Here is a 22,015-nt window from a genome sequence, read left to right on the forward strand (position 1 = left end):
TCAAGTATGTTGATTGTGTGTTTTTGCAATCGATCGGCATATTTGGATATTGGTTCATTGATTTATGAAGAATGGCTTAGTAATAAAAAATACAGGTAGTTGGTATCTGGTTCGTACTGATGACGGACAGGATATCGAATGCAAAATAAAAGGAAACTTCCGCCTCAAAAGCATACGAAGTACAAATCCTATATCAATCGGAGATAGAGTGACTATTATACTTAATAATGAGGGTACCGGTCTTATCTCTGAAATTGAAGACAGAAAGAATTATATCGTCCGCCGATCATCGAATCTTTCGAAACAATCACATATAATCGCAGCAAATCTCGATTTGTGTTTCTTGATTGTAACAATTAATCATCCGGTAACATCTACGGTTTTCATCGATCGCTTTTTGGCTTCGGCCGAGGCATACCGTGTGCCTGTAAATCTTATATTTAACAAGATCGATATATATACAGAAGAAGAAATAGAATATTTGGATGCCCTTATTGATATGTATCAGTATATAGGTTATCAGAGTGCTAAAATATCTGTGCTCGAAAATATCGGATTGGAAGATTTACAAGAAACAATAAAAGGAAAGATAACACTGTTCTCCGGGCATTCGGGGGTCGGGAAGTCGACACTTATAAATGCATTGGTTCCTGATATGAACTTGAAAACCGGAGCAATTTCAGATTATCACAACACAGGAATGCACACAACTACATTTTCTGAAATGATAGAGCTACCGCAGGGTGGTTTTATAATAGATACTCCCGGTATCAAGGGTTTTGGAACAGTTGATATGGAAAAGGAGCAGATTTCACATTATTTCCCTGATATATTTAAATTTTCGACAGATTGTCGGTTCAACAACTGTATTCATATGAATGAACCCGGTTGCGCTGTTCGCAATGCTGTGGAAAAACATTATATCAGCGAAAGCCGTTATAAGTCTTATTTAAGCATGATGGAAGAAGAGGCTGATGGGAAATACAGAAAATAAATTGCAAATAAGATTTGATTTCAGATCATTTGTTGTTTTCTTGATCATATTTGCCATAGAGATTGTTATCGCTTTGTTCGTCGATGATAAAATCATACGCCCTTATGGAGGGGATATATTAGTTGTTATATTAATATATTACTTTGTAAAGTCTTTTATTCGGATCAAATCGTTATATTTGGTAATTGGCGTTTTGTTATTTGCCTATGCTGTCGAGATAGGACAATATTTTCGATTAGTTGAAGTTTTAGGCATGCAAAATAATAAAGTAATGAGAGTAGTTATAGGCTCTACTTTTACGTGGGGTGATATTTTTTCTTATACTTTAGGGGCTGCTATTTGTTATTTTATAGACCGTAAACAAACTGATCTAAAATAGAACAATGATTCAACAACGAAAAAAAGATTATCTACAGCGCATTATTGAAGAGTTTTTTGCAAAATTGCAAGAAATGGATAATAATACAGAAAGATTAAGCCTCCCGGAAAGAAGGATTATCTTAGAGGGTTGTTATAAATTTTTCGCTGATAATTTTGAGGTTACAAAAATAGACACGGCTGAGGAATTGGCTGAAAAAATTGATAGTGTAGAGTTGTTTGAGCAATATGCTAAGTTATTGTTAAACGAGTATGAGATAACAGATAATAAAGATAAAGCACTATTGTTGAAAGCTCTCTCGATTGTAGAAACGTTAGAAAATACAGATACTACCTACTCATGGGAGCGCACCGTCCTGCGTGAGGATGTTCTGCGCTTGCTGGAAGAAACAAACTGATCAATAACGAAGATTTGATTTTGCACTCTATCCAAGGGGTATTTTGTAGAAATATTTTTTATGGAAGCAACAAGTAATCTGATCCTTGTTTTTCAAATCCTATATGTTGTTACAGCATTAGGGACGATGATTGTAGTCATCTCAGAAAACAGGAACCCACTGAAGACGATTTCGTGGGTGTTGGTGTTATTGCTTTTGCCATTAGTCGGGCTTATTATATATTACTTCTTTGGTGAAGATAGCCGCAAACAACGCCTTATTTCGCGAAAAATACATAATGAACTCAGTCGCAATGCAATTGAGCATCAAGACTCTCATGAAAAGATAGTTCCTCCAAAAGAACATAAGCCATTGATTAACCTGCTCGATCGGGTAGGTGAAGATCCATTATATGAAGGAAATGAGGTTACATTCTATTCGGATGGAAACGAGAAATTCGAGGCCCTTTTCGAAGAGATGGAAAAGGCTCAGAATCATATTCATATCCAATATTACATTTTCATGGACGACAATATTGGACACAAAGTAAAAGATCTTTTGATAAGAAAAGCAGCAGAAGGTGTGAAGGTACGTCTTTTATATGATGACGTAGGTTCATGGAAAGCAAAGCGCAAATTCTTTAAGGAAATGCAGACTCAAGGAGTTGAGGTGCAATCGTTCTTGAAGGTTGCTTTCAAACTGCTGACAAGCCGTGTTAATTACCGGAACCATCGTAAGATTGTGGTTATAGATGGTAGAGTAGGCTTTGTTGGGGGGATGAATGTTGCGGATAGGTATGTCGATGGAGTTAGTTATGGCGTATGGCGGGATAGTCATATTAAGATAGAGGGCAAAGCGGTTGTCGGATTACAGATATCCTTTCTTATAGACTGGTATTCGTCGCGCAGGGAGCTTCTTTCCTCTAAAGATTATTTTCCACCGCTGGAAAATAAAGGGGATAATCTTATCCAACTTGTCACGAGTGGGCCTGTCGGTCAATTTAAGGATATACACTTAGGTATACTTCAGGCAATAGCAAATGCTAAAGACAGCATATTTATGCAGACGCCCTATTTTGTGCCTACAGATTCGCTAATGTTATCGATTCAGATGGCCGCCATGCGAGGTGTAGATGTGCGTTTGATGCTCCCCCGCCGCTCAGATACTACATTCGTACAGATAGCTACAATGTCTTTTCTGAAAGAGATGCTTGACGCAAAGGTGAGCGTTTATTTCTTTGAAGCAGGCTTTTTACATTCGAAGTTAATGGTTATAGATAATTCGTTGACCATAACAGGGTCGGCTAATATGGATGTTCGTAGCTTTGAGCATAATTTCGAAATAGATGCTTTTATATATAGTGAAGAGACGTGCCAAATGGCAAAAGATATTTTTTATAAAGATATGAGGCAGTCTACACTACTATCGATAGAAGAATGGGAGAGCCGTTCGCGTGCAAAGAAATTTAAAGAATCGGTAATTCGAATGTTTTCGCCGTTGTTGTGAGGATAATATGTCTTAATAAGATGTATGACAAAATGGATTTTAATTTCAATCAGTTGTAAGAGAAATAAAATGAGAAAAATAATAGTCTTTGGGTTTCTTATTGTTGTTACCCTATGTGGTATAAAAGCTCAACAGGTAAATATAACGCTGCCGCAGGATGCTAATAAAGAATATGTATTCATATTGAATAAAGGCATAAATCAGGATACAATACAATCAGGACGATTGAATTTTGCAGGAAATGCAATTGTAAATATACCTCCAAAGGATAAAGGATATATAGGATCAGGAGCTCTTATTGTAAAGGATACTCCAGCCTTGAATATGATTGTCGACCAAGAAAGCTTTTCAGTGCATCAGGATGCTGATAATAAATATATTTTTAAGAACTCGAGAGAAAACGAATATCTCTATTCTTTTATTCAAGATAAAGAAAAGCCGGCTGAGGATACGAGTCTGTATGCAGATTATCTCATAAAACTTATTCGTTATATGCGTGATCTTAATCAGGTTACGACCGGTCATGGCGGGCTTATGGAAAAAACATCTGTTCGTCTTTATGCCTTAGATAAATTGGATGTAGATCGCTTATATACAAGTGGCCTGTGGTATAATATTATTGATGGAATTACTCGGTTGACAGCCGATCAGGAGATTTTAGGTCAGGATATGGTTCAAATACTGAAGCGCATAAAATCTGATGAGGTATTTGAACATTTAGCCGAGAATTTGGTGACTATAACAGAACAATATGGCTGGGATGACGCTTTCGATATTATTGTACCTTATGTACAAGAGTCGGGTCGCATCGAAACACCACGAGACAGAATGTATGCAGCATTCACAATGGCTAAGGTTCGTAAAGGGATGTCTGCTCCACCTGTTGCTGGATTGGCAAAATTAGCCGATGGTGAGGGATTTGATAAAACCTTATTAGTCTTTTATCAGCCAGATTGTCATAACTGCGAAGAACAATTAGAGTTGTTAATTAAGGATTATAGTCGGTTTAAAGAACAGAATATAAGAATTGTATCAATTTCTTCTGATCATAATAAGGAGACTTTTGTATTAGATTGTGAAAAATTTCCATGGTCTGATAAATTATGTGATTTCAGAGGATTTGCAGGGGTTAATTATTTGAACTATGGTGTATTAGGGACTCCTACGTTTTTTTTATTAGATAAAAATTATGTTGTTTTAGGGCGTTATGCTCGTGTAAATGATATCTTGTTTTAAGGGAAAAATAAGAAAAATAGGGCGTTTTGGGCTAAAATAAAGATATATTTGTTTGTCTTTGTTAAAAAATATATATCTTTGTACTCTCTATACTTGTTTCTCTTTTGAAGAGGTGTCAAGCGAAAAAGGGCTTTGGTAGCCTAAGAGGTTTGTTTTTATATAAAAAAAGAAAATGGGAAAAGTTGCACTCATCACAGGCGTTACAGGTCAAGATGGAGCTTATCTTTCAGAATATTTAATAAAGAAAGGTTATACTGTTCATGGAATTAAGCGTAGGTCATCTATGCTTAATACTGATCGTATAGATCATTTGTATCAGGATCCTCATGATGAGAATCGGAATATGATTCTTCACTATGGTGATATGACTGATAGTATGAATCTGACTCGCATAATTGGTGATGTGCAGCCCGACGAAATATATAATCTTGCGGCGATGAGCCATGTTAAGGTTAGTTTTGATACGCCGGAATATACTGCTAACGCTGATGGTATAGGTACTTTGCGGTTGCTGGAGGCTGTTCGTTTGTTGAATTTAACTGAAAAGTCTAGGATATATCAGGCTTCAACATCTGAGTTGTATGGTCTGGTTCAGGAAATTCCTCAAAAAGAAACAACGCCATTTTATCCTCGTAGCCCATATGCTGTCGCAAAGTTGTACGCATATTGGATAACAGTGAATTATCGTGAAGCATATGGGATGCATGCCAGTAATGGTATCCTATTTAATCATGAATCTCCTCTTCGAGGGGAAACTTTTGTAACTAGAAAAGTGACGCGCGCTGTATCTCGTATCGTGTTGGGGCTTCAGAAAAAAGTATTCATGGGTAATTTATCCAGTAAAAGGGATTGGGGTCATGCTAAAGATTATGTAAAAGCAATGTATCTCATTCTTCAGCAAGATACTCCCGATGACTATGTAATATCGACAGGAGTGACTACGACCATACGTGATTTTATAAAAATGTCATTTGCGGAGGCTGGTATCACTGTTGAGTTTAAAGGTGAAGGGGAAAAAGAAGAAGGTTTTATATCTGCAGTTAATGAAGACGTTTTTTCGAAAGTTGTTGGTGCAGAACATTTAGATATATTTAAGAAGAGAATAGGTGAGTCTGTAGTTGGTATTGATTCAGCTTATTTCCGTCCAACAGAAGTTGATATTTTGATTGGAGATAATACAAAAGCTCGCACAAGATTAGGATGGGAACCTACATATGATCTTAAATCCCTTTGTCAGGATATGATGTTGCATGATATTGATTTGATGAAGAAGGAAGAATATTTGAAAAACGGTGGGTATAAGATTTTGAACTATTTTGAATAGAGATTCAATGATAGATAAGAATGCTAAAATATATATTGCGGGTCATAGAGGCTTAGTCGGTTCAGCAATTCTTAAAAGTTTACAAACGAAAGGCTACACGAACTTTGTTTTGAAAACGCATCAAGAATTAGATTTGACGAATCAGGCAGATGTCACTAATTTCTTTGAAAAGGAAAAACCTGAATATGTTATATTAGCCGCCGCTAAGGTTGGTGGTATTGTAGCAAACAATACTTATCGGGCGCAGTTTATATATGAAAATATGATGATCCAGAATAACGTGATACATCAGTCTTATATAAATGGTGTAAAAAAGTTAGTGTTTTTAGGGAGTACTTGTATTTATCCCAAAGAAGCACCGCAGCCGATGAGCGAAGATGCTTTGTTGACATCACCGTTGGAATATACAAATGAACCCTATGCTATTGCTAAAATTGCAGGTATTAAGATGTGCGAGAGCTATAATCTTCAATATGGGACTAATTATATAGCAATAATGCCTACAAACTTGTATGGTCCAAATGATAATTTTAACTTGGAGACCTCCCATGTTTTACCAGCGATGTTGCGTAAAATTCATTTGGGTAAGTGTCTTGAGCAAGATGATTGGAATACAATTTTAAAAGACTTATCTTTAAGACCTATAGAAGGTATTTCTGATAAATCGTCAAAAGAGGAAATTTTAGCTATTTTAGCTAAATATGGTATCGGGAGAGATGCTAATAATATTGTTGAAATAGAGCTTTGGGGAACAGGAAAACCAATGCGCGAGTTCCTTTGGAGCGAAGATATGGCTGATGCAACCGTTTTTATTATGGAGACTGTAAACTTTTTAGACTTAACAAATGTTATAAAAGGGAAAGAAATTCGTAATACACATGTGAATGTGGGTACAGGAGTTGAAATATCAATAGCGGATGTTGCCAATCTTATCAAAAAACTGGTAGGGTTCTCTGGTAATTTGTGTTTTAATACAGATAAACCGGATGGTACTATGAGAAAGTTGACTGATGTGTCAAAGTTAAATTCTTTGGGGTGGAAACATACTGTTAACGTGACTGAAGGCTTGACAACAATGTATATGTGGTATAATGAATATATTAGAGAATAAGAATAGAAGAATGTTTAATTATAATTTAAAACAATTATTATGAAAAAAGTAAGTTTACTTTTAGTTTTAGTTTTTGCGGCTATTACTGTTTCTGCTCAAGATAGCGGATTCAGTACTAAAGCTGGACGCAAGGCTACTTTTGCACGCAATGGTTTCTTTGACAACTGGTTCGTAGGAGCTGGTGCTGGAGCAAACATGTATTTTGCAAAGCCTGATGGTGATGCAAGTTTCTTTGACCGTCCAACTCTTACAGCTAACCTTCAATTAGGTAAATGGTATAATCCTTATTTAGGAGTACGTGCCAAAGGTACTTATGGTAAGATTCATACATTTGATAACAATGCAAAAATTATGAATACCCAAAAAGCTCTTACAGGAGAAGTTGATGTAATGGTTAATTTGATGAACTATTTTGGTAAATATAACGAAAAACGCCTATATAGCCTTATTCCTTATGTGGGTATTGGTGCTGCTTATGGTGGTGGTTATAGTTTGATGAATCCAGGTGCTACTGCAGCAGAGCCTTATGATAACCAAAAAAGTTTAACTTTCAATGGTGGTTTAATTAATAACTTTAGAATTACAGACAAACTATCTCTTGCTATTGAGCTTTCTGCTGTAATTTTGAAAGATGACTTCGATAGAAGAATTGGTGGTGATTGGAGTTATGACCTATTAGGTAATGCTTCTGCTAACTTGATTTACAAACTTGGTTCTAAAACTGACTTCTCTGAAGCTCTACTAATGGATCAAGGTCTTATTGATGACTTAAACAGCCAAATCAACAGACTACGTCAAGAAAATGCTAAACTATCTGTTCCAAAAGAATGTCCTAAATGTCCAGATCCAGTTACTAAAGTTGTTGAAGTTAACAAGGGTACAGGTGCATTTATTTCTAACGTGGTATTCTTCCGTATCGGTAGTGCAGTTATCGACAGAAACCAAGAAATCAGTATTTTCAATACAGCTAAATATCTACAAGACAATCCTAGCGCTAAAGTTAAGATCGTAGGTTATGCAGATAAGAAAACTGGTACTCCTTCTATCAATGAAAAACTTTCTGAAAAACGTGCTAAAAACGTAGCAAATGCGTTGATCAAGAAATACAACATCGATAGCAACCGTGTAACTATTGAGTGGAAAGGTGATACAGAGCAACCATATGCTGAAAACGCATGGAACCGTGTTGCAATCTTCTTCGCTGAGTAATTTCAATTGCGATATAATTGAAAAGAGAGTGGATAATCCACTCTCTTTTTTGTTTTTACTAGAGGTCTATCCTTAGAGTGTGATCGGTTTGAGCCATATCATAAGGTAAATACTGTATAGGCCTTTGTCGTTTTACAATGCATCTGAGCGTGAAATTACAGGGTAAAGGTATATTGTTGAAGTATTTATAAACCTCGTGATCACACATAAAAAAAGCCCATAGTTATAACTATGGGCTTTTTTTATGTGTGTATAAGGATTCCTTATTTATTCAGCGCTTATTACTTCTTCTTCTTCTGAAACTTCATCTTCCTTTTCAAAATCTATACTGGCATTAGTTAGGATATTGTACCAGCCAATTATTTTCTTAATATCCGTTGGATATACACGGTCTCTGTCAAAATTAGGAAGTACTTCTTCAAAATATTTTTTCAATTCTTCAGGCTTAGCACTTGTATTGATAGATGCCTTAGCATTGTTTTCTTTTTGTTTGATAGTAACCAATATATCTTTTAGTGGGGCTTCAGCTTCGTTTGTATAAATAGAGATGTCTCCTAATGAAACAACTTTGTCGCGAGCATGAATCGGTATCTTCTTGCTGTCAACCAAAGATTCTACTATAACCATATTCTTTCCACTCGAAATTAGTTTGTATAAGCCTGGTTTGCCCGATACGGATAAGATTGTCTTTAGCATGATAATAATCAAATTTTGTTTAAATTCTATTTAAGTCTTATTTCAGTTAAACGACAAAAATAACATGATTGACCTAAATAATGCTATTTTACCATAGATAAATTGAATTTAATTCCTTAAAAGATTTAAATTGTCGCCTAATGAGCTGATGATCTGAATTAAAATATTTTCTTATATATGTGGCAATAAGGAGTACTTCCTTTATGTTCATAATATTGCTGATGATAGTCCTCGGCTTTCCAGAAAGTAGAAGCCGGTTTTAGCTTTGTAGCTACTTTATAACCTTTATTCTCTAATATTTTGATGTACTTCTCCGCTATTGCTTTCTGCTCTGCATCCGAATAGAAAATGCAAGAGAGATACTGCGGACCAATATCAGGGCCTTGCCCATTTGTTTGGGTAAAGTCATGTGTCTCGAAGAACAGCTTAACTAAATCCTCATAAGAAGCCTGAGTCGAATTGTAGTCTACCTGTGTAGTTTCCAAATGTCCGCTATTCTTTTGGCATACTTGCTCGTAAGTCGGATGATCAACATGTCCGCCCATAAAGCCAACAGCAGTATGCGTTACCCCTTTTGCTTTCATGAAATAGTATTCGGTACCCCAGAAGCATCCTGATGCAAAATACGCTACATCCAGATCTGGTATGAATTTCAACGATATAGAGTTTACACAATGGCGGGTATCTTTAGGAGTGAATCTTTCGTGTAAGAATACATGACCTAGATGAGCGCCACAATTGGCACATACAATTTCGGTTCGCATGCCATCTGCATCGGGTATACGTTTTACAGCTCCTGTAATCTCGTCATCGAAAGAAGGCCATCCGCAATCTGAATCGAACTTATCTGTCGAGCGATAGAGCGGGGCATCGCATCTTTTGCAAACATAGATTCCACTGCGTTTGTTGTTTACATACTCTCCCGTAAAAGGTCGTTCCGTTCCTTTGTGAAGAATTACGCGTTCTTCTTCTGCTGTTAATTTATTGTATTTCATATTGTCTAAGTTAGTATTATTTTTATTTTGAGCGCATGATATACCTATCATGAACATATATATGTAAAATAGAACATGTACTCTTTTCATGATGCAACTGTTATAATGTTAAGCAAATGTATTCCTTATGAACAGATGTTAGCAACTTTTGTTTCGCAAATTTTGTTAAGGATTATATTTTGAATAACTTTCCATTAGATTTATAAAGTAGGTCGTAGGTCTTAATCAAATTAATTATATGGAATATATCTTCGCCGCAATAATATTAATACTGAGTATTGTTGCCATTATTGTGTTGCAAAAGAATAGCAAACAAAGGGAACTGGATTTAAAGAATGAAATGGCTAAGCATATTTCTGAGAAAGAAGCTTTGCTACAAAGCCAGTTAGATTATATCCGGGAGATTGCTCAACTGAAAGCAAACCTGCAATCGAAAGAGGAACTGTTACAAACCCAACAGGAAGAGCTTTTTAATACCCGTAATCAACTCAATAAGGATTTCCAAGTGTTGGCCAATCAGATATTGGAGGAGAAGACACAGCGCTTTACAATAGCCAATAGGGATAATATGGAGGCAATATTAAAACCTCTGAACGAGAAACTGATCGAGTTCAAAACAAAAGTAGAAGAAACTTACGATAAAGAGTCAAAGCAGCGATTCTCGTTAGAAGAGCGTATAAGGGAGCTTGTAGTTCTTAATAACCAGATCAGCGAAGATGCAAATAACCTAACCAAAGCTCTTAAAGGAAATAATAAGGTACAGGGCAACTGGGGCGAAATGATTCTGGAATCAATCCTCGAAAAGTCGGGATTGAAGAAAGGAGAAGAATACTTCGCCCAGGAATTCCTGACTGATGACAATGGGCTTCGCGTTCAAAATGATCAACATAAATATATGCAGCCGGATATAGTTGTAGTCTATCCGGGAGGACGCAAAATAATTATAGACTCCAAGGTTTCGTTAAATGCTTATGTTAAATATGTAGAGTCCGAAACTGATCATGAAAAGCTCATTGCCGAAAAAGAGCATATTTTATCTATCAAACAACATATAGATGAATTAAGCCAAAAGTCGTATCAGGATTATGCAGAGTCTTTAGACTTTGTTATGATGTTCGTACCTACCGAACCTGCATATATACTAGCTATGCAGCTTGATTCCAATCTATGGGATTATGCCTATCGTAAACGTATCCTGTTGATTAGCCCGACTAACTTAATAGCATCTCTCAAAGTTGTCTCCGATCTTTGGAAGCGAGAGTACCAAAGCCGTAATGCTCAGGAGATAGCTAAAAGGGGGGCGGTACTATACGACAAATTTGCTGGCTTTGTAGACACGCTTCAAGATGTCGGTAAAAATATAGAACGCTCTCAAAAGGCTTATGATAAGGCTTTTGGGCAGCTAAAGGATGGGAATGGAAACCTTATTCGTCAAGCGGAAATGCTCAAAGAATTAGGTGTAAAAGCTCAAAAAGAGTTACCAAATAGTGATACATAATTAAATTATGTTAATAATGCATGAAAAAAGTAGAAACATGTTGTATAACATAAAAATTAGCTTATCTTTGTACTGTGTTTTTCATGGTATTAGATTTAAGGTTAACAATGAAGATTGGTTGTCGTGATGACAACCTTTTCTTTTTTATATATGTTCCCATATAATCTCGGTCTTAGATAATTTCTTTGTTCTTCCCTTATGATTCTTAGAATAAGCTCTATCAATGCATTTTTCAATTCAAAAAGTAACAAAAGTAACACTTTTACACAGTTTCTATATGTTACTTTAGGTTCATCAAGTTCCATTTTGTAACCGATCACGAAATATTCTCAAACTCTCAGCCGTTTTTTCATTATTTGCGACAAAAGTTAATTGCTTAGGCTGTTCTTTAGTCTCTCCTTTTTTATCCATCTTCTCATCATATCGTTTCAGAATAAGCTTGATAGATCGGGTATCAGGCGCATATTCCTTTTCTTTGACAACTACATTTTTTACTATTAGCTGAGACGGGTCATCTTTATCAGGGATGTAAGTCGTCTTTTTCTCGGTCAGCGTATAGCCTTCTATTTTTCGCTGCAATGCCTTTCGTGCACCCATCATCAGCTTCTCATCCCGACGATCCATAGCCTCATCGAGTTGACGAGCGAACTCAGGCTTGAAGTTTTTCCATTCGTAAAACGATTTTCTGCTGATTGATAATATTTTGCAGACTTCGGATATAGTATAGTTGTTATCTTCGATAAGGGTTATAATCTTTGCTGCTAGTTTTTCGCTGTACTTTGCCATAATCAATCGGTTTTCTTTTTTGATTATAGATAAATATGTTTCAAGTCTGTTCATAAGAGAAAAATAGTTATTTCGGGTTCTGTTATACAAAACAAACCCATCTTGTATTATGTTATATATATTTATGTATCTAAAATATAAGCAAGTTGGCTAAGCATTGTTTGAATTGTAATAACATAGTAAAAGGAAATTATTGTGCTAATTGTGGACAATCTCTTAATGAGACAAAAATAGGCTGGAAAAGCCTTTTCGATGAATTACAGTTTAGCATTCTACATATAAATAAGGGGATTGTTTTCACAATAAAAGAATTGCTCATAAGACCAGGAAGTACTATAAACGGGTATTTGGGAGGAAGAAGGGTCGACTATTCTAAACCATTCGCTTATCTGTTTATTTTAGCAACGATTTATAGTCTTGTTATACATTTTTTTAATGTATATCCTGAGTCAGAAATGCATCCGAATAATAATTCGTTGTTCGATAGTAATGCTTTATATAGTTGGTATTACGGTCATTATGCCATAAGCCTATTGCTGATAATTCCCTTCTATGCGGTATCATCCTATCTTATATATAGAAAAAGAGGTTATGATTATATTGAGCATCTAGTGATTCATTCTTACATTAGTGGTACTAAGGTTTTTATCCTGCTGCTTTTGTATCCTTTGTTCTATTATTCTCATTCAGTATACGTTTATCATATGATGAATGTTTTCACATTCATCTATATTCTATGGGCCTTGATTCGGGTATTCAGATATCCATCCTTTTTCAAAACTCTGTTTAAGGCTATTTGGTGTATTGCTCTTACATTAATATTTGCCACATTTGTAGCGGTTGTTGTTGTGGAAATATTGAAATCTGCCCATTAAATATATCGGTGTCCTTATTACAAACTATTATATTCTGCCTGTTTCATTTTAGGTAATTTCTTTATTACCTCACTTACCGAAATATCTACCAGTTCTTTAATCACTGAATCGGGTACGTCGCTTTGGAGGTTGACCGCATTCCAAGTAAAACTGTTTCCTGCATGCTGACCGTGTGTAATACCTTCGTAGCGTTCCCGTAATTCCATTGATCTACTCGGTTCGCACTTCATGCTGACACGAAACTCACCGTCTTTGGGTTCTATATTCAGATAGGCAAACATTTTTTCCATCACCTTGAAGACAAGAATCCGTTTATCGAAAAAAGGGAAACTACCGGATGCTCCTTTTATCGACAAACAATAATCGCTGAATTCTTCGATATTCATAATCTGAAAAATTAGATTAATTCCAGCTGTCTTTTTGCTTTCTTGCAATTCTAAAAATAAAGAGTGGTGCTATGGGACGAGCTTATCGTTTATTTTATTTCTTTTTGTAAATTCTTACGTAATCGACCTGCATTTCGCAAGGTAGAGCTGAATTGTCTATTTCGCCGCCCCAATTTCCTCCGATAGCAAGATTTAGAATGAGGTAATACGGTTTGTCAAAAGGCCATCCTTCATTCGTTGAAATCCTGCCGTCCTCACCTTTGTATGATTCGTAAAATAGCTTATCGTCTATATAAAACTTGATGTATTGATCCGTCCAATCAATAGCATATTTGTGGAAAGTATCGGCCACATTATCTACTTTTTCGAAATGAGTAACTTGAGTTCCTTTTATATGATTGTATAGCTCGGAATGCAATGATGTATGGACTATATTCGGATCTTTTCCCACTTGCTCCATAATATCTATTTCGCCACATAGAGGCCAGTCTTCAGAACCGTCCTGTATGCTTTCGGGAAGCATCCAGATAGCAGGCCATGTACCTTTGCCGGCAGGTAGTTTTGCCATAACCTCGACCCTTCCGTATTGAATCCCGATCTTATTGTATGTCGTTAGTTTAGCCGATGTGTAATCCGAATCTTCGTGCTGCTTCTTTACGGCTCTGATATGTAATTTTCCATCTTCTACATACGAATTTTCAAGAGACTCTTGTAAATAATACTGTTTTTCATTATTACCCCATCCGTGTCCGCCGACTTCGTAACTCCATTTGTCGGAGTTGGGTAGGCTCTTTCCTGACGAGTCGAATTCATCACTCCATATAAGTTCCATTTCACTGTTGGAAGGCGATAAATCACTTATAGATTTATTATTTACATTTTCTTGCGCCTTCATACTGTGCGCTATCAGACCGCCCCCGATAAGGAAGGTTAGAAATATAAGTTGTGCATTTTTCATCATGGTTAAGATTTTTTAAATTATCAATTATTTCTTTTAGGTTAACTCTTCTTTTCTGAAAATACTGAAATTCACACTGCCGTATACTCGCTGATCATCGAATAAAGGCAATTCAGAGAAATTATAATCTTTCGAATGTTCCAGTATAAATATTCCTCCGGCTTTGATTAGGTCTTTTTCGAAAATAAGTTTAGGAACATCTGCGAAGTTTTTCAGATCGTAGGGAGGATCGGCAAATATAAGATCGAACTGTTGAGTAGCATGTTGCAGGTATTTGAATACATCCATCTTAAACAGGGTGAGTTCCGTAGCTTTCAATTCAGCCTTTGTCTTTTCGATAAAGCTGCAATGAGCAGGAAGTTTTTCTACACATATCACCTTAGGGCATCCCCTCGAAACCAGTTCGAAACTGATACCACCCGTACCTCCGAAAAGATCTAAGGCTGTGGTTTCTTCCCAATCGATCTCGTTATTGAGTACATTGAACAGATTTTCTTTTGCAAAATCGGTTGTAGGACGAGCCTTGAAGCTTTTAGGAGGGCTGAATCTGCGCCCTTTGTATTTCCCGCTGATTATTCTCATAATGATAGTGTTATTAAGTCGAGAGGCGCTTTCAGAGCATCCTCATTCCATAAATAAACCTCGCGAGGTGTATCTACAGGATTTATATTTTTGATGTACTCTTGTAACATATGTTTTATTTCTTCTTCGGGAGATCCGGCAATATATAATTGGTCGGTTAGCTGGTCGAATTCGCACTGTTCCCACAGCTTAAGGATAAAATAAACCAGATTGCTCGCAGGTTCATTTTCGTATGTCAGGCAATGAGTGAATTTTGAATTTTTAAAGCATATAATATCCAGCAGGTTGTTATGGAAATTCAGGAACATCTTGGAAGTGAGGCTTACCGATTTGCCCTTATCTCCAAACAAGTCTACTAACAAGCTTGTATGATGCGTGTATTTCGGATTGAATAAGCTACGCGACAGAAATTCATAGATATCTTCATCTATCTTGAACTGATTTACACAACTGTATTTTTCATTTTTATTCGATAATATACGTTCAGCTTTATCCGTATGAGTACGATTGTAAAGATCGATTTTTTCGTGTTCGCCGAAGTAGGCAGACGGGACAAAATCATATTCGGGAGAAACAATGATAACATTCGTTTCCAGAAATTCCTGCGTAAGAAAATTGAAGTCGAAAATAATTCGCTGAATATTATTCAACAGTGTTATTTCGGTCGAAAATGTAGTATCCCGAAGACAAAAGCTTTTTCCGTAATTAGGTTCCGAGATAGAGAACATAAATCTGTTCGGTTCTATCCGGATAGATAAGATATATTTTTCTGATTGTCCGAGGTCTATATTTTCGGGTATAAACATAATTGTTGTTTTATATCTACAAATGTAGAAAAAGATATTTTTATAAGCTACTTTTGATATTCATTTCAATATCCCATGTTAGTATGCTGAACGATTTTTTCCTTGACAAGATTAAAGATAATTTTCCTTTCGAGCCAACCGAAGAGCAGGGACAGGCTTTGACGAAAATTGTCGGGTTCTTATTCTTGCAAAAGGAAGAAACTTTATTCCTGCTTAAAGGTTATGCCGGAACAGGTAAGTCTTCGTTACTAGGTGCTTTGGTCAAAACAATGACCGAGTTCAAACAGAAAACCGTTTTATTAGCCCCCACTGGCCGCGCGGCGAAAGTTTTTTCGGCTTACGCAAGCCATCCTGCGTTTACTATCCATAAAAAAATATACAGACAAAAGAAGTTTTCGGCCGAAACCGGCTATTTCGCCTTGATGGATAACCTGCATAAAGATACACTATTTATTGTTGACGAGGCTTCTATGATAAGCAATAACGGATTGGATTCGTCCGTTTTCGGTACAGGGCGACTTTTGGACGATCTTATTCACTATGTATATTCGGGCGAAAACTGCCGTTTGCTCTTGATCGGCGATTCGGCGCAGTTACCCCCAGTAATGGAGGAGGAGAGTCCAGCCTTGCAATTAGCCGTATTAGAGGGCTATGGTTTGGAGATTATGCACTCGATGCTGTCGCAGATCGTGCGGCAAGCCGAAAGCTCGGGAATACTCTACAATGCAACGAATATAAGGAATATATTGAGGAAGGGTAAGACCGAAGCGTTTCCAAAATTAAAACTTAAAGGCTTTTCGGATATTATCCGTATATCGGGCGAAGAGTTGATAGATGAAATATCGGCGGCTTACGATCGTGATGGAATAGAAAACACAATGATTATCTCCCGATCTAACAAACGCTCGAATATATATAATCAAGGGGTGCGCAATCGTATTTTATACCGTGAAGAAGAGATCTCATCTGGCGATCTGCTGATGATAAACAAGAATAATTATTTCTGGACAGAGAATGTAGAGGGTATAGAGTTCCTTGCAAATGGCGAAATTGTAGAAGTATTACGTGTTCGCCGCGAACAGGAACTATACGGCTTTCGCTTCTGTGATGTTTTGGTCAGAAGTCTAGATTACGATATGGAAATCGAAGTAAAGATACTGATGGATACACTTTCTTCCGATACGGCGGCATTATCACGTGAGCGGTCGCAAGAATTGTTTCTGAATATACTCGAAGACTATTCCGATATATCGACCAAGGCGGGCAAGATGAAGAAACTGAAAGTCGATCCTTTCTTTAATGCTTTGCAGGTTAAGTTTGCTTATGCCGTCACTTGCCACAAAGCGCAGGGCGGTGAGTGGAACAATGTCTTTCTCGATTTAGGCTATATTGCAGAAGAACATCTCGGTGTAAATTTTTATCGCTGGCTGTATACGGCGATTACACGAGCCAGCGATAAGTTATATCTGATAAATTTGGCAGACGATTTCTTATGAACCGAGTCCGTTTGCTCTAAGATAATCTTTGATTCCGAACTTCTTTCTCATCTCCTGTTTGTTCAAATCCTTTACATCTGTATTTATTATCAGATTTTGTTTTCCGATCACAAACTTATCTATAAAGGTATTGATCTCATTCAGGTTTTCCGACATAGGCGTATTTGCTATCTCGTGAGCAGCATTCTCAACGCTGTAGAAGTAATAAGGATATTTTTCTTTGCTTAGCTTTTCAGCAATATGCTTCGAGCCATAAAAGCCGAATTTAGTAAATATAATTGTCAGTTTATTATAGGGCACATTACTATCGGCATCGCCATGAAACATAAGCATAGGAGCTGGTTTCTCCTGCCATTTCAAATCTCCTTTTATGCTGAATATTGCTCCTGCAAAAGAAATAACTCCTGCATAGTTGAAATCTTCGGGCAGGCGTTTAGCCAATTCTGTATTATTGCTTATTTCGTATTCGCCATGCAGAACGGTGATCGCTCCTGCACTCGAGCCGCAACTGATTATTTTGTCTTTATCTATATTCCATTCTTGGGCATGTTGCAGAACGAAATTAGTTGCGTCAAACAGGTCTTCTACTGCTATTGTAATAGCATGATCCATAACTCCGACAGCTTCACGTCCACCCATTTTAGCTTTTTTGCCTGTTTGGGCTTCCTGCTTCTTGCCAGCTTCCAAAGCCATCTTGATACCTAAACGGTAATCGATAGAAACAACGGCATATCCTTTAGCTACCAGCTGATTGAAATAATCCACATATGCTTTCTGATCGCGTTCTCCGCTGGTGAATCCGCCACCGAAAACGAATATAATGCACGGCTTCTGCCCTGTTATGGATGGTAAATCATATTTGTCGAGTCGCAGCGTGTCATTACCTTTTATTGAGAAAATAAAGGTCTCCTTCTTTATCTCATCATCTTTTGTGAAATCGCTACCGAACGATGAGATACTGACTAGCAGTGCTAAGAATAGCGTATAAATGAATTTGTTTTTCATAACTAATGAGTTATTTTATATAACAGTTCTTTCAGTAATTGTCCGTCGGGGGTAGATACATTATCCACACCTTTGCATTTCCCGTCATATATTCTTAGCAAGCTAAGTATATTCATGCATTTGAAAGCATTGTAGTTGCGAAGTGCAGCTACATAATCTTTCGCTTGATATGGGTTTCTGAACCCCAATTCGGCAGCGATGCCGTTTTCCGATTTATCCTTTGCCCAATAGCAGATCATCAGATTGCTGAAAAAGTTGAATAGTACGACTAATGTTACTATCAGCGGATTATTTTTCGGGTTACTTTCGAAGTAGTCGGCTATCTGATTCACCTTGAATGTATTCTTCTCGATAATGGCTTTCAGTAGCTCGAAGTTGTTGAAATCTTTGCTTATTCCTATATTTTGCTCTATCAGGTCGGCTGTTATCTGTGCCTGACCTTGCGGTAGTGTAATCAGCAGTTTCCCTATTTCATTCGTTAGTTTACTAAGATCGTTACCCAGATAGTCGGTCAGCATCTGTGCCGATTTCTGGTCTATTCTCAGCCCTTTAGTTCCAAGATAAGATGTAATAAAAGCAGGTATCTTATAATCGGGTATCTTTTTAGATTCGAGTACAACACCATTCTTTTCTATTGTAGCCGATAGTTTTTTTCGCTTATCGAGTGTTCCGTTTTTGTAATTGAGTACAAGTATTGTAGTCGAAAGAGGGTTTTTTGCATAAACCTCAAGTTCGTCTATCTTGCTTAAGCCTTGCGCTTCCTTGACTACTACAACCTGATAGTCTGACATCATTGGGTAACTACGAGCTAATGTAATTACAGAAGGGACATCGGTCTCCATTCCATAAACAATAGTTTGATTGAAATCACGCTCGTCTTCGGGCAGAACGGTATTGATCAATAAATCTGTCAATTCATCGATATAATACGGTTCATCACCCATCAATAGGTAGATAGGCTTGAATCGTCTGGCTAGTATGTCTGTTTTTATCTGCTCGAAACTCATATTGGGATATTGCTCTTGGATTTACTATTTAGAAGCGTAGATGTTTAACCGTTTCACCGTTATTAATCAATGTTTTCAACGACTTTATACCGATTAGCACATGTTCGTCTACGAAGTTCTGTGTAACAATATTGTCACTTTTTTCGGTCTTTATCCCATCGGCTACCATCGGTTGATCCGATACGAGAAGTAAAGCGCCGGTTGGTATCTGATTGGCAAACCCGCATGTAAAGAGTGTAGCTGTTTCCATATCGACAGCCATAGCGCGAATCTTGCGCAGGTAGTCTTTGAACGTGTCGTCATGCTCCCACACACGGCGGTTGGTTGTATAAACTGTTCCCGTCCAATAATCCTTATTATGATTACGGATAGTCGACGATACTGATCTCAATAGGCTGAAAGCTGGCAGGGAAGGTACTTCGGGCGGATAATAATCGTTCGATGTCCCTTCGCCTCTGATAGCTGCAATAGGAAGTATATAGTCACCTAAGGCGTTGTGTTTTTTTATTCCACCGCATTTACCGAGAAATAGGACAGCTTGTGGTTGTACAGCGCTTAATAAATCCATGATAGTTGCAGCGTTGGCGCTACCCATCCCAAAATTGATAATGGTGATACCTTCCGCACTGGCATTAGGCATATTACTGTCTAAGCCCACGATAGGCACATTGAAATGATTGGCAAAAACTTCTACATATTTCGAAAAATTGGTAAGAAGTATATGTTTGGTAAATTGTTCCAATGGTCTCTTTGTATAGCGAGGTAGCCAATTTTCTACAATCTCTTGTTTTGTTTTCATATAAACTCTACTTTTGTTTAGAACGATCCTACTGTATACAAAAACAAAGATTACTCCGATTTGTTTTCATAGGATGCTTTTAACAAAGGTAGCAAATGTTGAAGTTAAATTTACCCCCTTTCAATATAAATGTCAAAAAAATAGATGGTAAGTTATCTGTTTTTGATGAATTGAGGCGCAAGTATGTTGTGCTTACACCCGAGGAATGGGTAAGGCAGCATTTTATAAATTACCTGATTACAGAAAAGGGTTATCCCAAGTCTCTAATCTCGAACGAAATCCAGATTAATCTGAATCAGCAGAAAAAAAGGTGTGATACAGTGATTTACAGCCGTGAGCCATCTCCCTTGGTAATCGTAGAGTATAAAGCTCCCGAGGTGGTTATTACGCAAGATGTGTTTGATCAGATAGTGCGATATAATATAGTACTTAAGGTGCAGTATCTGATTGTCTCCAACGGTTTGAGCCATTATTGCTGCAAAATGGATTATGTGAATCAGTCTTTTGAATACTTATCTGATATTCCTTCCTACAACGAACTATAATAAATAAGTCGTTAGCATTACCACCAACCAACTACAGTATTTTTATGTCATCCCGATACGTAGTGAGGGATCTGCTCAGCCTCCCAATCCCTCCCAAGGAGGGGCTCTTGTATACTCTCTTTGTGTTCCTCCCCTTGGGGGAGGTTAAGAGGGGCTTTCAGTTCGGAATGATAAAACAGCCATTAGGATGGCAGATATGAGTCTAAACGTCAAAATATACTTAAAAAGAAAAAAGCACCTCGGACTGAGATGCTTTTTTTTATGTTTTATCGAATACCAATATTATTGATTTTCTGCCGGAGTTGTCGGTGTTGGAGTTGTTGTTTGACTCGGCGCAGGAGTTAGAGGTGCAGCACCCGGCATTCCTGTAGACATGTCAGGAGTAGTTGTAGCAGGAGTAGCTAGAGGAATCGTTTGGATTTCTGATGCTGGTCCGGCAATTTGTTTAGGTGTTACCACCACATAAAGGATACTCATAACAATAATAAAGCTAGCTAATCCCCATGTTGCTTTTTCTAAGAAGTCAGTAGTTTTTCTAACTCCCATAATTGCATTTGAAGAAGAGAAGCCCGATGAAAGACCGCCACCTTTAGAATTTTGAACAAGAACTATTAATATAAGTACAATAGCTGCTATAACAATTAATACAATAATTAGCGTATTCATTTTTTATCTTTGAATTTCGAATTTATAATCAGTTTTTCCAGAAAACTCAATTGGTCTGCAAAGTAAATATTTTTTTTCGGATAATTCAAACTTAAGTGTTTAATTATTTTATATGCTTTTTCGTACTTCCGCTGTTTTATGTATATTTTGGCCAAAGTCTCAGTAAAGAACATGTCGTCACTTAGTTCGTCATCTGTATCTACTTCCTTGCTTTCAGCTGTAATGGGTGCGTTAATATCTTCTTTGTCGATATGTATTTTTATACCGCCATCTTCTTTCGATCGCTCTATAAAAGAATCGATAATCACCTGATGTTTGAGCGGAATTGCCTCTTTCTCTGGCTCTTTTTGGATGTTTTCTTTAGGCTGAATCTCCAGATAAGTGAAATAATCGGTCGAAGCAAGGCTCGAATTGATCAGATTGTATTCAAATTCGGGATCGTCATCGTTGTTATCCAGCGTATCGAAGAAAGCATTTAAGAGGATACTGGTCTTATCTTCGGATATTTCCTTTTTCCCTGTATGTGTGAAAAACTGGTCGTATTCTTCACTTAATATATAGTAAAAAAGAGCCTTTCTATCATTAACAAAGATTGCCAGGCGGGTTAACTCCGATTTATATTCGTCATTATTGTATAAAAATAATGATTTAAGATAAGTAAAGATGCCAATTTGAAAATAGGGATATTCATCAACAATGTTCTTTAAGCCTGCTATTTCAGAATCCGAGGGAACTTTGCTGTTATCTACCAATTGATTAAATAGTTGAATATCCATATGA

24 protein-coding genes are annotated in these 22,015 nt (G+C 37.0%); 12 read left to right on the forward strand and 12 right to left on the reverse strand.

Translation table 11 applies throughout. From position 1 onward, the window contains the following. Positions 1-64 precede the first annotated feature (64 nt). The 8 genes from rsgA (at position 65) to G7Y56_RS01235 (ending at position 8,135) form a co-directional block, all read left to right on the forward strand. Positions 65-994 carry a ribosome small subunit-dependent GTPase A gene (gene rsgA, locus G7Y56_RS01200; RefSeq protein ID WP_165040404.1) on the forward strand — a complete coding sequence of 310 codons (930 nt, stop codon included), beginning with the start codon at positions 65-67 and terminating at the stop codon, positions 992-994. Continuing rightward, entirely contained in the window at positions 975-1,373 is a 399-nt protein-coding gene (locus G7Y56_RS01205; RefSeq protein WP_185153967.1) for a DUF2809 domain-containing protein, read from the forward strand. The genes rsgA and G7Y56_RS01205 overlap by 20 nt, the downstream gene beginning before the upstream one ends. 4 nt (positions 1,374-1,377) lie before the next feature. Continuing rightward, positions 1,378-1,770, forward strand: coding sequence for a hypothetical protein (locus tag G7Y56_RS01210; RefSeq protein ID WP_165040406.1), 393 nt, complete (start codon positions 1,378-1,380; stop codon positions 1,768-1,770). 60 nt (positions 1,771-1,830) lie between these two features. After that, positions 1,831-3,255 carry a cardiolipin synthase gene (cls, locus tag G7Y56_RS01215; protein ID WP_165040408.1) on the forward strand — a complete coding sequence of 475 codons (1,425 nt, stop codon included), beginning with the start codon at positions 1,831-1,833 and terminating at the stop codon, positions 3,253-3,255. 69 nt (positions 3,256-3,324) lie between these two features. Continuing rightward, entirely contained in the window at positions 3,325-4,491 is a 1,167-nt protein-coding gene (locus tag G7Y56_RS01220) for a thioredoxin family protein (protein ID WP_165040411.1), read from the forward strand. Positions 4,492-4,663: 172 nt separating this feature from the next. Continuing rightward, a complete protein-coding gene (gene gmd / locus G7Y56_RS01225; protein ID WP_165040413.1) occupies positions 4,664-5,815 on the forward strand; it encodes a GDP-mannose 4,6-dehydratase in 1,152 nt (383 codons plus the stop codon). A 10-nt stretch (positions 5,816-5,825) separates the two neighbouring features. Further along, positions 5,826-6,926: a GDP-L-fucose synthase gene (locus tag G7Y56_RS01230; protein WP_304487058.1), complete on the forward strand. Its 1,101-nt coding sequence runs from the start codon at positions 5,826-5,828 to the stop codon at positions 6,924-6,926. Between the two features lie 39 nt (positions 6,927-6,965). Beyond that, a complete protein-coding gene (locus G7Y56_RS01235; protein WP_165040417.1) occupies positions 6,966-8,135 on the forward strand; it encodes an OmpA family protein in 1,170 nt (389 codons plus the stop codon). Between the two features lie 267 nt (positions 8,136-8,402). On the opposite strand, the gene G7Y56_RS01240 is transcribed toward G7Y56_RS01235, so the two are convergent. After that, the gene (locus G7Y56_RS01240) at positions 8,403-8,831 is read right to left on the reverse strand and encodes a DUF5606 domain-containing protein (RefSeq protein WP_165040419.1); all 429 of its coding nucleotides are present in this window, start codon (positions 8,829-8,831) and stop codon (positions 8,403-8,405) included. Between the two features lie 158 nt (positions 8,832-8,989). After that, entirely contained in the window at positions 8,990-9,826 is an 837-nt protein-coding gene (locus G7Y56_RS01245) for a bifunctional methionine sulfoxide reductase B/A protein (protein WP_255498601.1), read from the reverse strand. A 238-nt stretch (positions 9,827-10,064) separates the two neighbouring features. On the opposite strand from G7Y56_RS01245, the gene rmuC reads away from it, so the two are divergent. Further along, on the forward strand, positions 10,065-11,324 hold the full coding sequence (gene rmuC, locus G7Y56_RS01250; RefSeq protein WP_165040423.1) for a DNA recombination protein RmuC: 1,260 nt from the start codon (positions 10,065-10,067) through the stop codon (positions 11,322-11,324). A 294-nt stretch (positions 11,325-11,618) separates the two neighbouring features. On the opposite strand, the gene G7Y56_RS01255 is transcribed toward rmuC, so the two are convergent. Then, positions 11,619-12,110 (reverse strand): phBC6A51 family helix-turn-helix protein, encoded by a 492-nt coding sequence (locus G7Y56_RS01255; protein WP_165040425.1) that lies wholly within the window; start codon positions 12,108-12,110, stop codon positions 11,619-11,621. 146 nt (positions 12,111-12,256) lie between these two features. Here G7Y56_RS01255 and G7Y56_RS01260 point away from each other — a divergent pair, with 146 nt between their 5' ends. After that, on the forward strand, positions 12,257-12,985 hold the full coding sequence (locus tag G7Y56_RS01260) for a DUF3667 domain-containing protein (RefSeq protein ID WP_165040427.1): 729 nt from the start codon (positions 12,257-12,259) through the stop codon (positions 12,983-12,985). A 17-nt stretch (positions 12,986-13,002) separates the two neighbouring features. Here the strand turns inward: G7Y56_RS01260 and G7Y56_RS01265 are convergent, their stop codons facing one another. The 4 genes from G7Y56_RS01265 to G7Y56_RS01280 form a co-directional block, all read right to left on the reverse strand. After that, a complete protein-coding gene (locus G7Y56_RS01265; protein ID WP_165040429.1) occupies positions 13,003-13,371 on the reverse strand; it encodes an MmcQ/YjbR family DNA-binding protein in 369 nt (122 codons plus the stop codon). Between the two features lie 94 nt (positions 13,372-13,465). Beyond that, on the reverse strand, positions 13,466-14,332 hold the full coding sequence (locus G7Y56_RS01270) for a family 16 glycosylhydrolase (RefSeq protein ID WP_255498602.1): 867 nt from the start codon (positions 14,330-14,332) through the stop codon (positions 13,466-13,468). 33 nt (positions 14,333-14,365) lie between these two features. Further along, on the reverse strand, positions 14,366-14,911 hold the full coding sequence (locus G7Y56_RS01275; RefSeq protein WP_165040431.1) for an RsmD family RNA methyltransferase: 546 nt from the start codon (positions 14,909-14,911) through the stop codon (positions 14,366-14,368). Then, entirely contained in the window at positions 14,908-15,717 is an 810-nt protein-coding gene (locus G7Y56_RS01280; RefSeq protein WP_165040433.1) for a DUF3822 family protein, read from the reverse strand. The genes G7Y56_RS01275 and G7Y56_RS01280 overlap by 4 nt, the downstream gene beginning before the upstream one ends. Before the next feature lie 83 nt (positions 15,718-15,800). Between G7Y56_RS01280 and G7Y56_RS01285 the strand changes: the two genes are divergently transcribed. Beyond that, entirely contained in the window at positions 15,801-17,213 is a 1,413-nt protein-coding gene (locus tag G7Y56_RS01285) for an ATP-dependent RecD-like DNA helicase (RefSeq protein ID WP_165040435.1), read from the forward strand. On the opposite strand, the gene G7Y56_RS01290 is transcribed toward G7Y56_RS01285, so the two are convergent. Genes G7Y56_RS01290 through G7Y56_RS01300 form a run of 3 tightly spaced genes read right to left on the reverse strand, consistent with a single transcriptional unit; the run spans position 17,208 to position 20,024 of the window. Then, the gene (locus tag G7Y56_RS01290) at positions 17,208-18,218 is read right to left on the reverse strand and encodes an alpha/beta hydrolase (RefSeq protein WP_165040436.1); all 1,011 of its coding nucleotides are present in this window, start codon (positions 18,216-18,218) and stop codon (positions 17,208-17,210) included. The genes G7Y56_RS01285 and G7Y56_RS01290 overlap by 6 nt on opposite strands. 2 nt (positions 18,219-18,220) lie before the next feature. Continuing rightward, positions 18,221-19,225 (reverse strand): DNA polymerase III subunit delta, encoded by a 1,005-nt coding sequence (gene holA, locus G7Y56_RS01295; protein ID WP_165020509.1) that lies wholly within the window; start codon positions 19,223-19,225, stop codon positions 18,221-18,223. Between the two features lie 28 nt (positions 19,226-19,253). Next, entirely contained in the window at positions 19,254-20,024 is a 771-nt protein-coding gene (locus G7Y56_RS01300) for an AMP nucleosidase (RefSeq protein ID WP_165020510.1), read from the reverse strand. 95 nt (positions 20,025-20,119) lie between these two features. Here G7Y56_RS01300 and G7Y56_RS01305 point away from each other — a divergent pair, with 95 nt between their 5' ends. Next, complete coding sequence (locus G7Y56_RS01305; RefSeq protein WP_165020511.1) at positions 20,120-20,569, forward strand: type I restriction enzyme HsdR N-terminal domain-containing protein; 450 nt, start codon at positions 20,120-20,122, stop codon at positions 20,567-20,569. A gap of 282 nt (positions 20,570-20,851) precedes the next feature. Here the strand turns inward: G7Y56_RS01305 and secG are convergent, their stop codons facing one another. After that, positions 20,852-21,235, reverse strand: a complete 384-nt coding sequence (gene secG, locus G7Y56_RS01310; protein WP_165020512.1) for a preprotein translocase subunit SecG — start codon at positions 21,233-21,235, stop codon at positions 20,852-20,854. Then, the gene (locus G7Y56_RS01315; RefSeq protein ID WP_165040438.1) at positions 21,232-22,011 is read right to left on the reverse strand and encodes a hypothetical protein; all 780 of its coding nucleotides are present in this window, start codon (positions 22,009-22,011) and stop codon (positions 21,232-21,234) included. Before G7Y56_RS01315 ends, secG begins: the two co-directional genes overlap by 4 nt. Positions 22,012-22,015 lie beyond the last annotated feature (4 nt).

The organism is Dysgonomonas sp. ZJ709 (assembly GCF_011039195.1).
GTDB lineage: Bacteria > Bacteroidota > Bacteroidia > Bacteroidales > Dysgonomonadaceae > Dysgonomonas.

Coding starts and splice junctions, on each gene's coding strand:
- G7Y56_RS01255 (WP_165040425.1), bottom strand. CDS start 12,110: ATGGCAAAGTACAGCGAAAAACTAGCAGCAAAGATTATAACCCTTATC.
- G7Y56_RS01235 (WP_165040417.1), top strand. CDS start 6,966: ATGAAAAAAGTAAGTTTACTTTTAGTTTTAGTTTTTGCGGCTATTACT.
- rsgA (WP_165040404.1), top strand. CDS start 65: ATGAAGAATGGCTTAGTAATAAAAAATACAGGTAGTTGGTATCTGGTT.
- G7Y56_RS01315 (WP_165040438.1), bottom strand. CDS start 22,011: ATGGATATTCAACTATTTAATCAATTGGTAGATAACAGCAAAGTTCCC.
- G7Y56_RS01280 (WP_165040433.1), bottom strand. CDS start 15,717: ATGTTTATACCCGAAAATATAGACCTCGGACAATCAGAAAAATATATC.
- gmd (WP_165040413.1), top strand. CDS start 4,664: ATGGGAAAAGTTGCACTCATCACAGGCGTTACAGGTCAAGATGGAGCT.
- secG (WP_165020512.1), bottom strand. CDS start 21,235: ATGAATACGCTAATTATTGTATTAATTGTTATAGCAGCTATTGTACTT.
- G7Y56_RS01245 (WP_255498601.1), bottom strand. CDS start 9,826: ATGAAATACAATAAATTAACAGCAGAAGAAGAACGCGTAATTCTTCAC.
- G7Y56_RS01285 (WP_165040435.1), top strand. CDS start 15,801: ATGCTGAACGATTTTTTCCTTGACAAGATTAAAGATAATTTTCCTTTC.
- G7Y56_RS01210 (WP_165040406.1), top strand. CDS start 1,378: ATGATTCAACAACGAAAAAAAGATTATCTACAGCGCATTATTGAAGAG.
- G7Y56_RS01305 (WP_165020511.1), top strand. CDS start 20,120: ATGTTGAAGTTAAATTTACCCCCTTTCAATATAAATGTCAAAAAAATA.
- G7Y56_RS01300 (WP_165020510.1), bottom strand. CDS start 20,024: ATGAAAACAAAACAAGAGATTGTAGAAAATTGGCTACCTCGCTATACA.
- G7Y56_RS01220 (WP_165040411.1), top strand. CDS start 3,325: ATGAGAAAAATAATAGTCTTTGGGTTTCTTATTGTTGTTACCCTATGT.
- rmuC (WP_165040423.1), top strand. CDS start 10,065: ATGGAATATATCTTCGCCGCAATAATATTAATACTGAGTATTGTTGCC.
- G7Y56_RS01270 (WP_255498602.1), bottom strand. CDS start 14,332: ATGATGAAAAATGCACAACTTATATTTCTAACCTTCCTTATCGGGGGC.
- cls (WP_165040408.1), top strand. CDS start 1,831: ATGGAAGCAACAAGTAATCTGATCCTTGTTTTTCAAATCCTATATGTT.
- G7Y56_RS01265 (WP_165040429.1), bottom strand. CDS start 13,371: ATGAATATCGAAGAATTCAGCGATTATTGTTTGTCGATAAAAGGAGCA.
- holA (WP_165020509.1), bottom strand. CDS start 19,225: ATGAGTTTCGAGCAGATAAAAACAGACATACTAGCCAGACGATTCAAG.
- G7Y56_RS01275 (WP_165040431.1), bottom strand. CDS start 14,911: ATGAGAATAATCAGCGGGAAATACAAAGGGCGCAGATTCAGCCCTCCT.
- G7Y56_RS01290 (WP_165040436.1), bottom strand. CDS start 18,218: ATGAAAAACAAATTCATTTATACGCTATTCTTAGCACTGCTAGTCAGT.
- G7Y56_RS01240 (WP_165040419.1), bottom strand. CDS start 8,831: ATGCTAAAGACAATCTTATCCGTATCGGGCAAACCAGGCTTATACAAA.
- G7Y56_RS01205 (WP_185153967.1), top strand. CDS start 975: ATGGGAAATACAGAAAATAAATTGCAAATAAGATTTGATTTCAGATCA.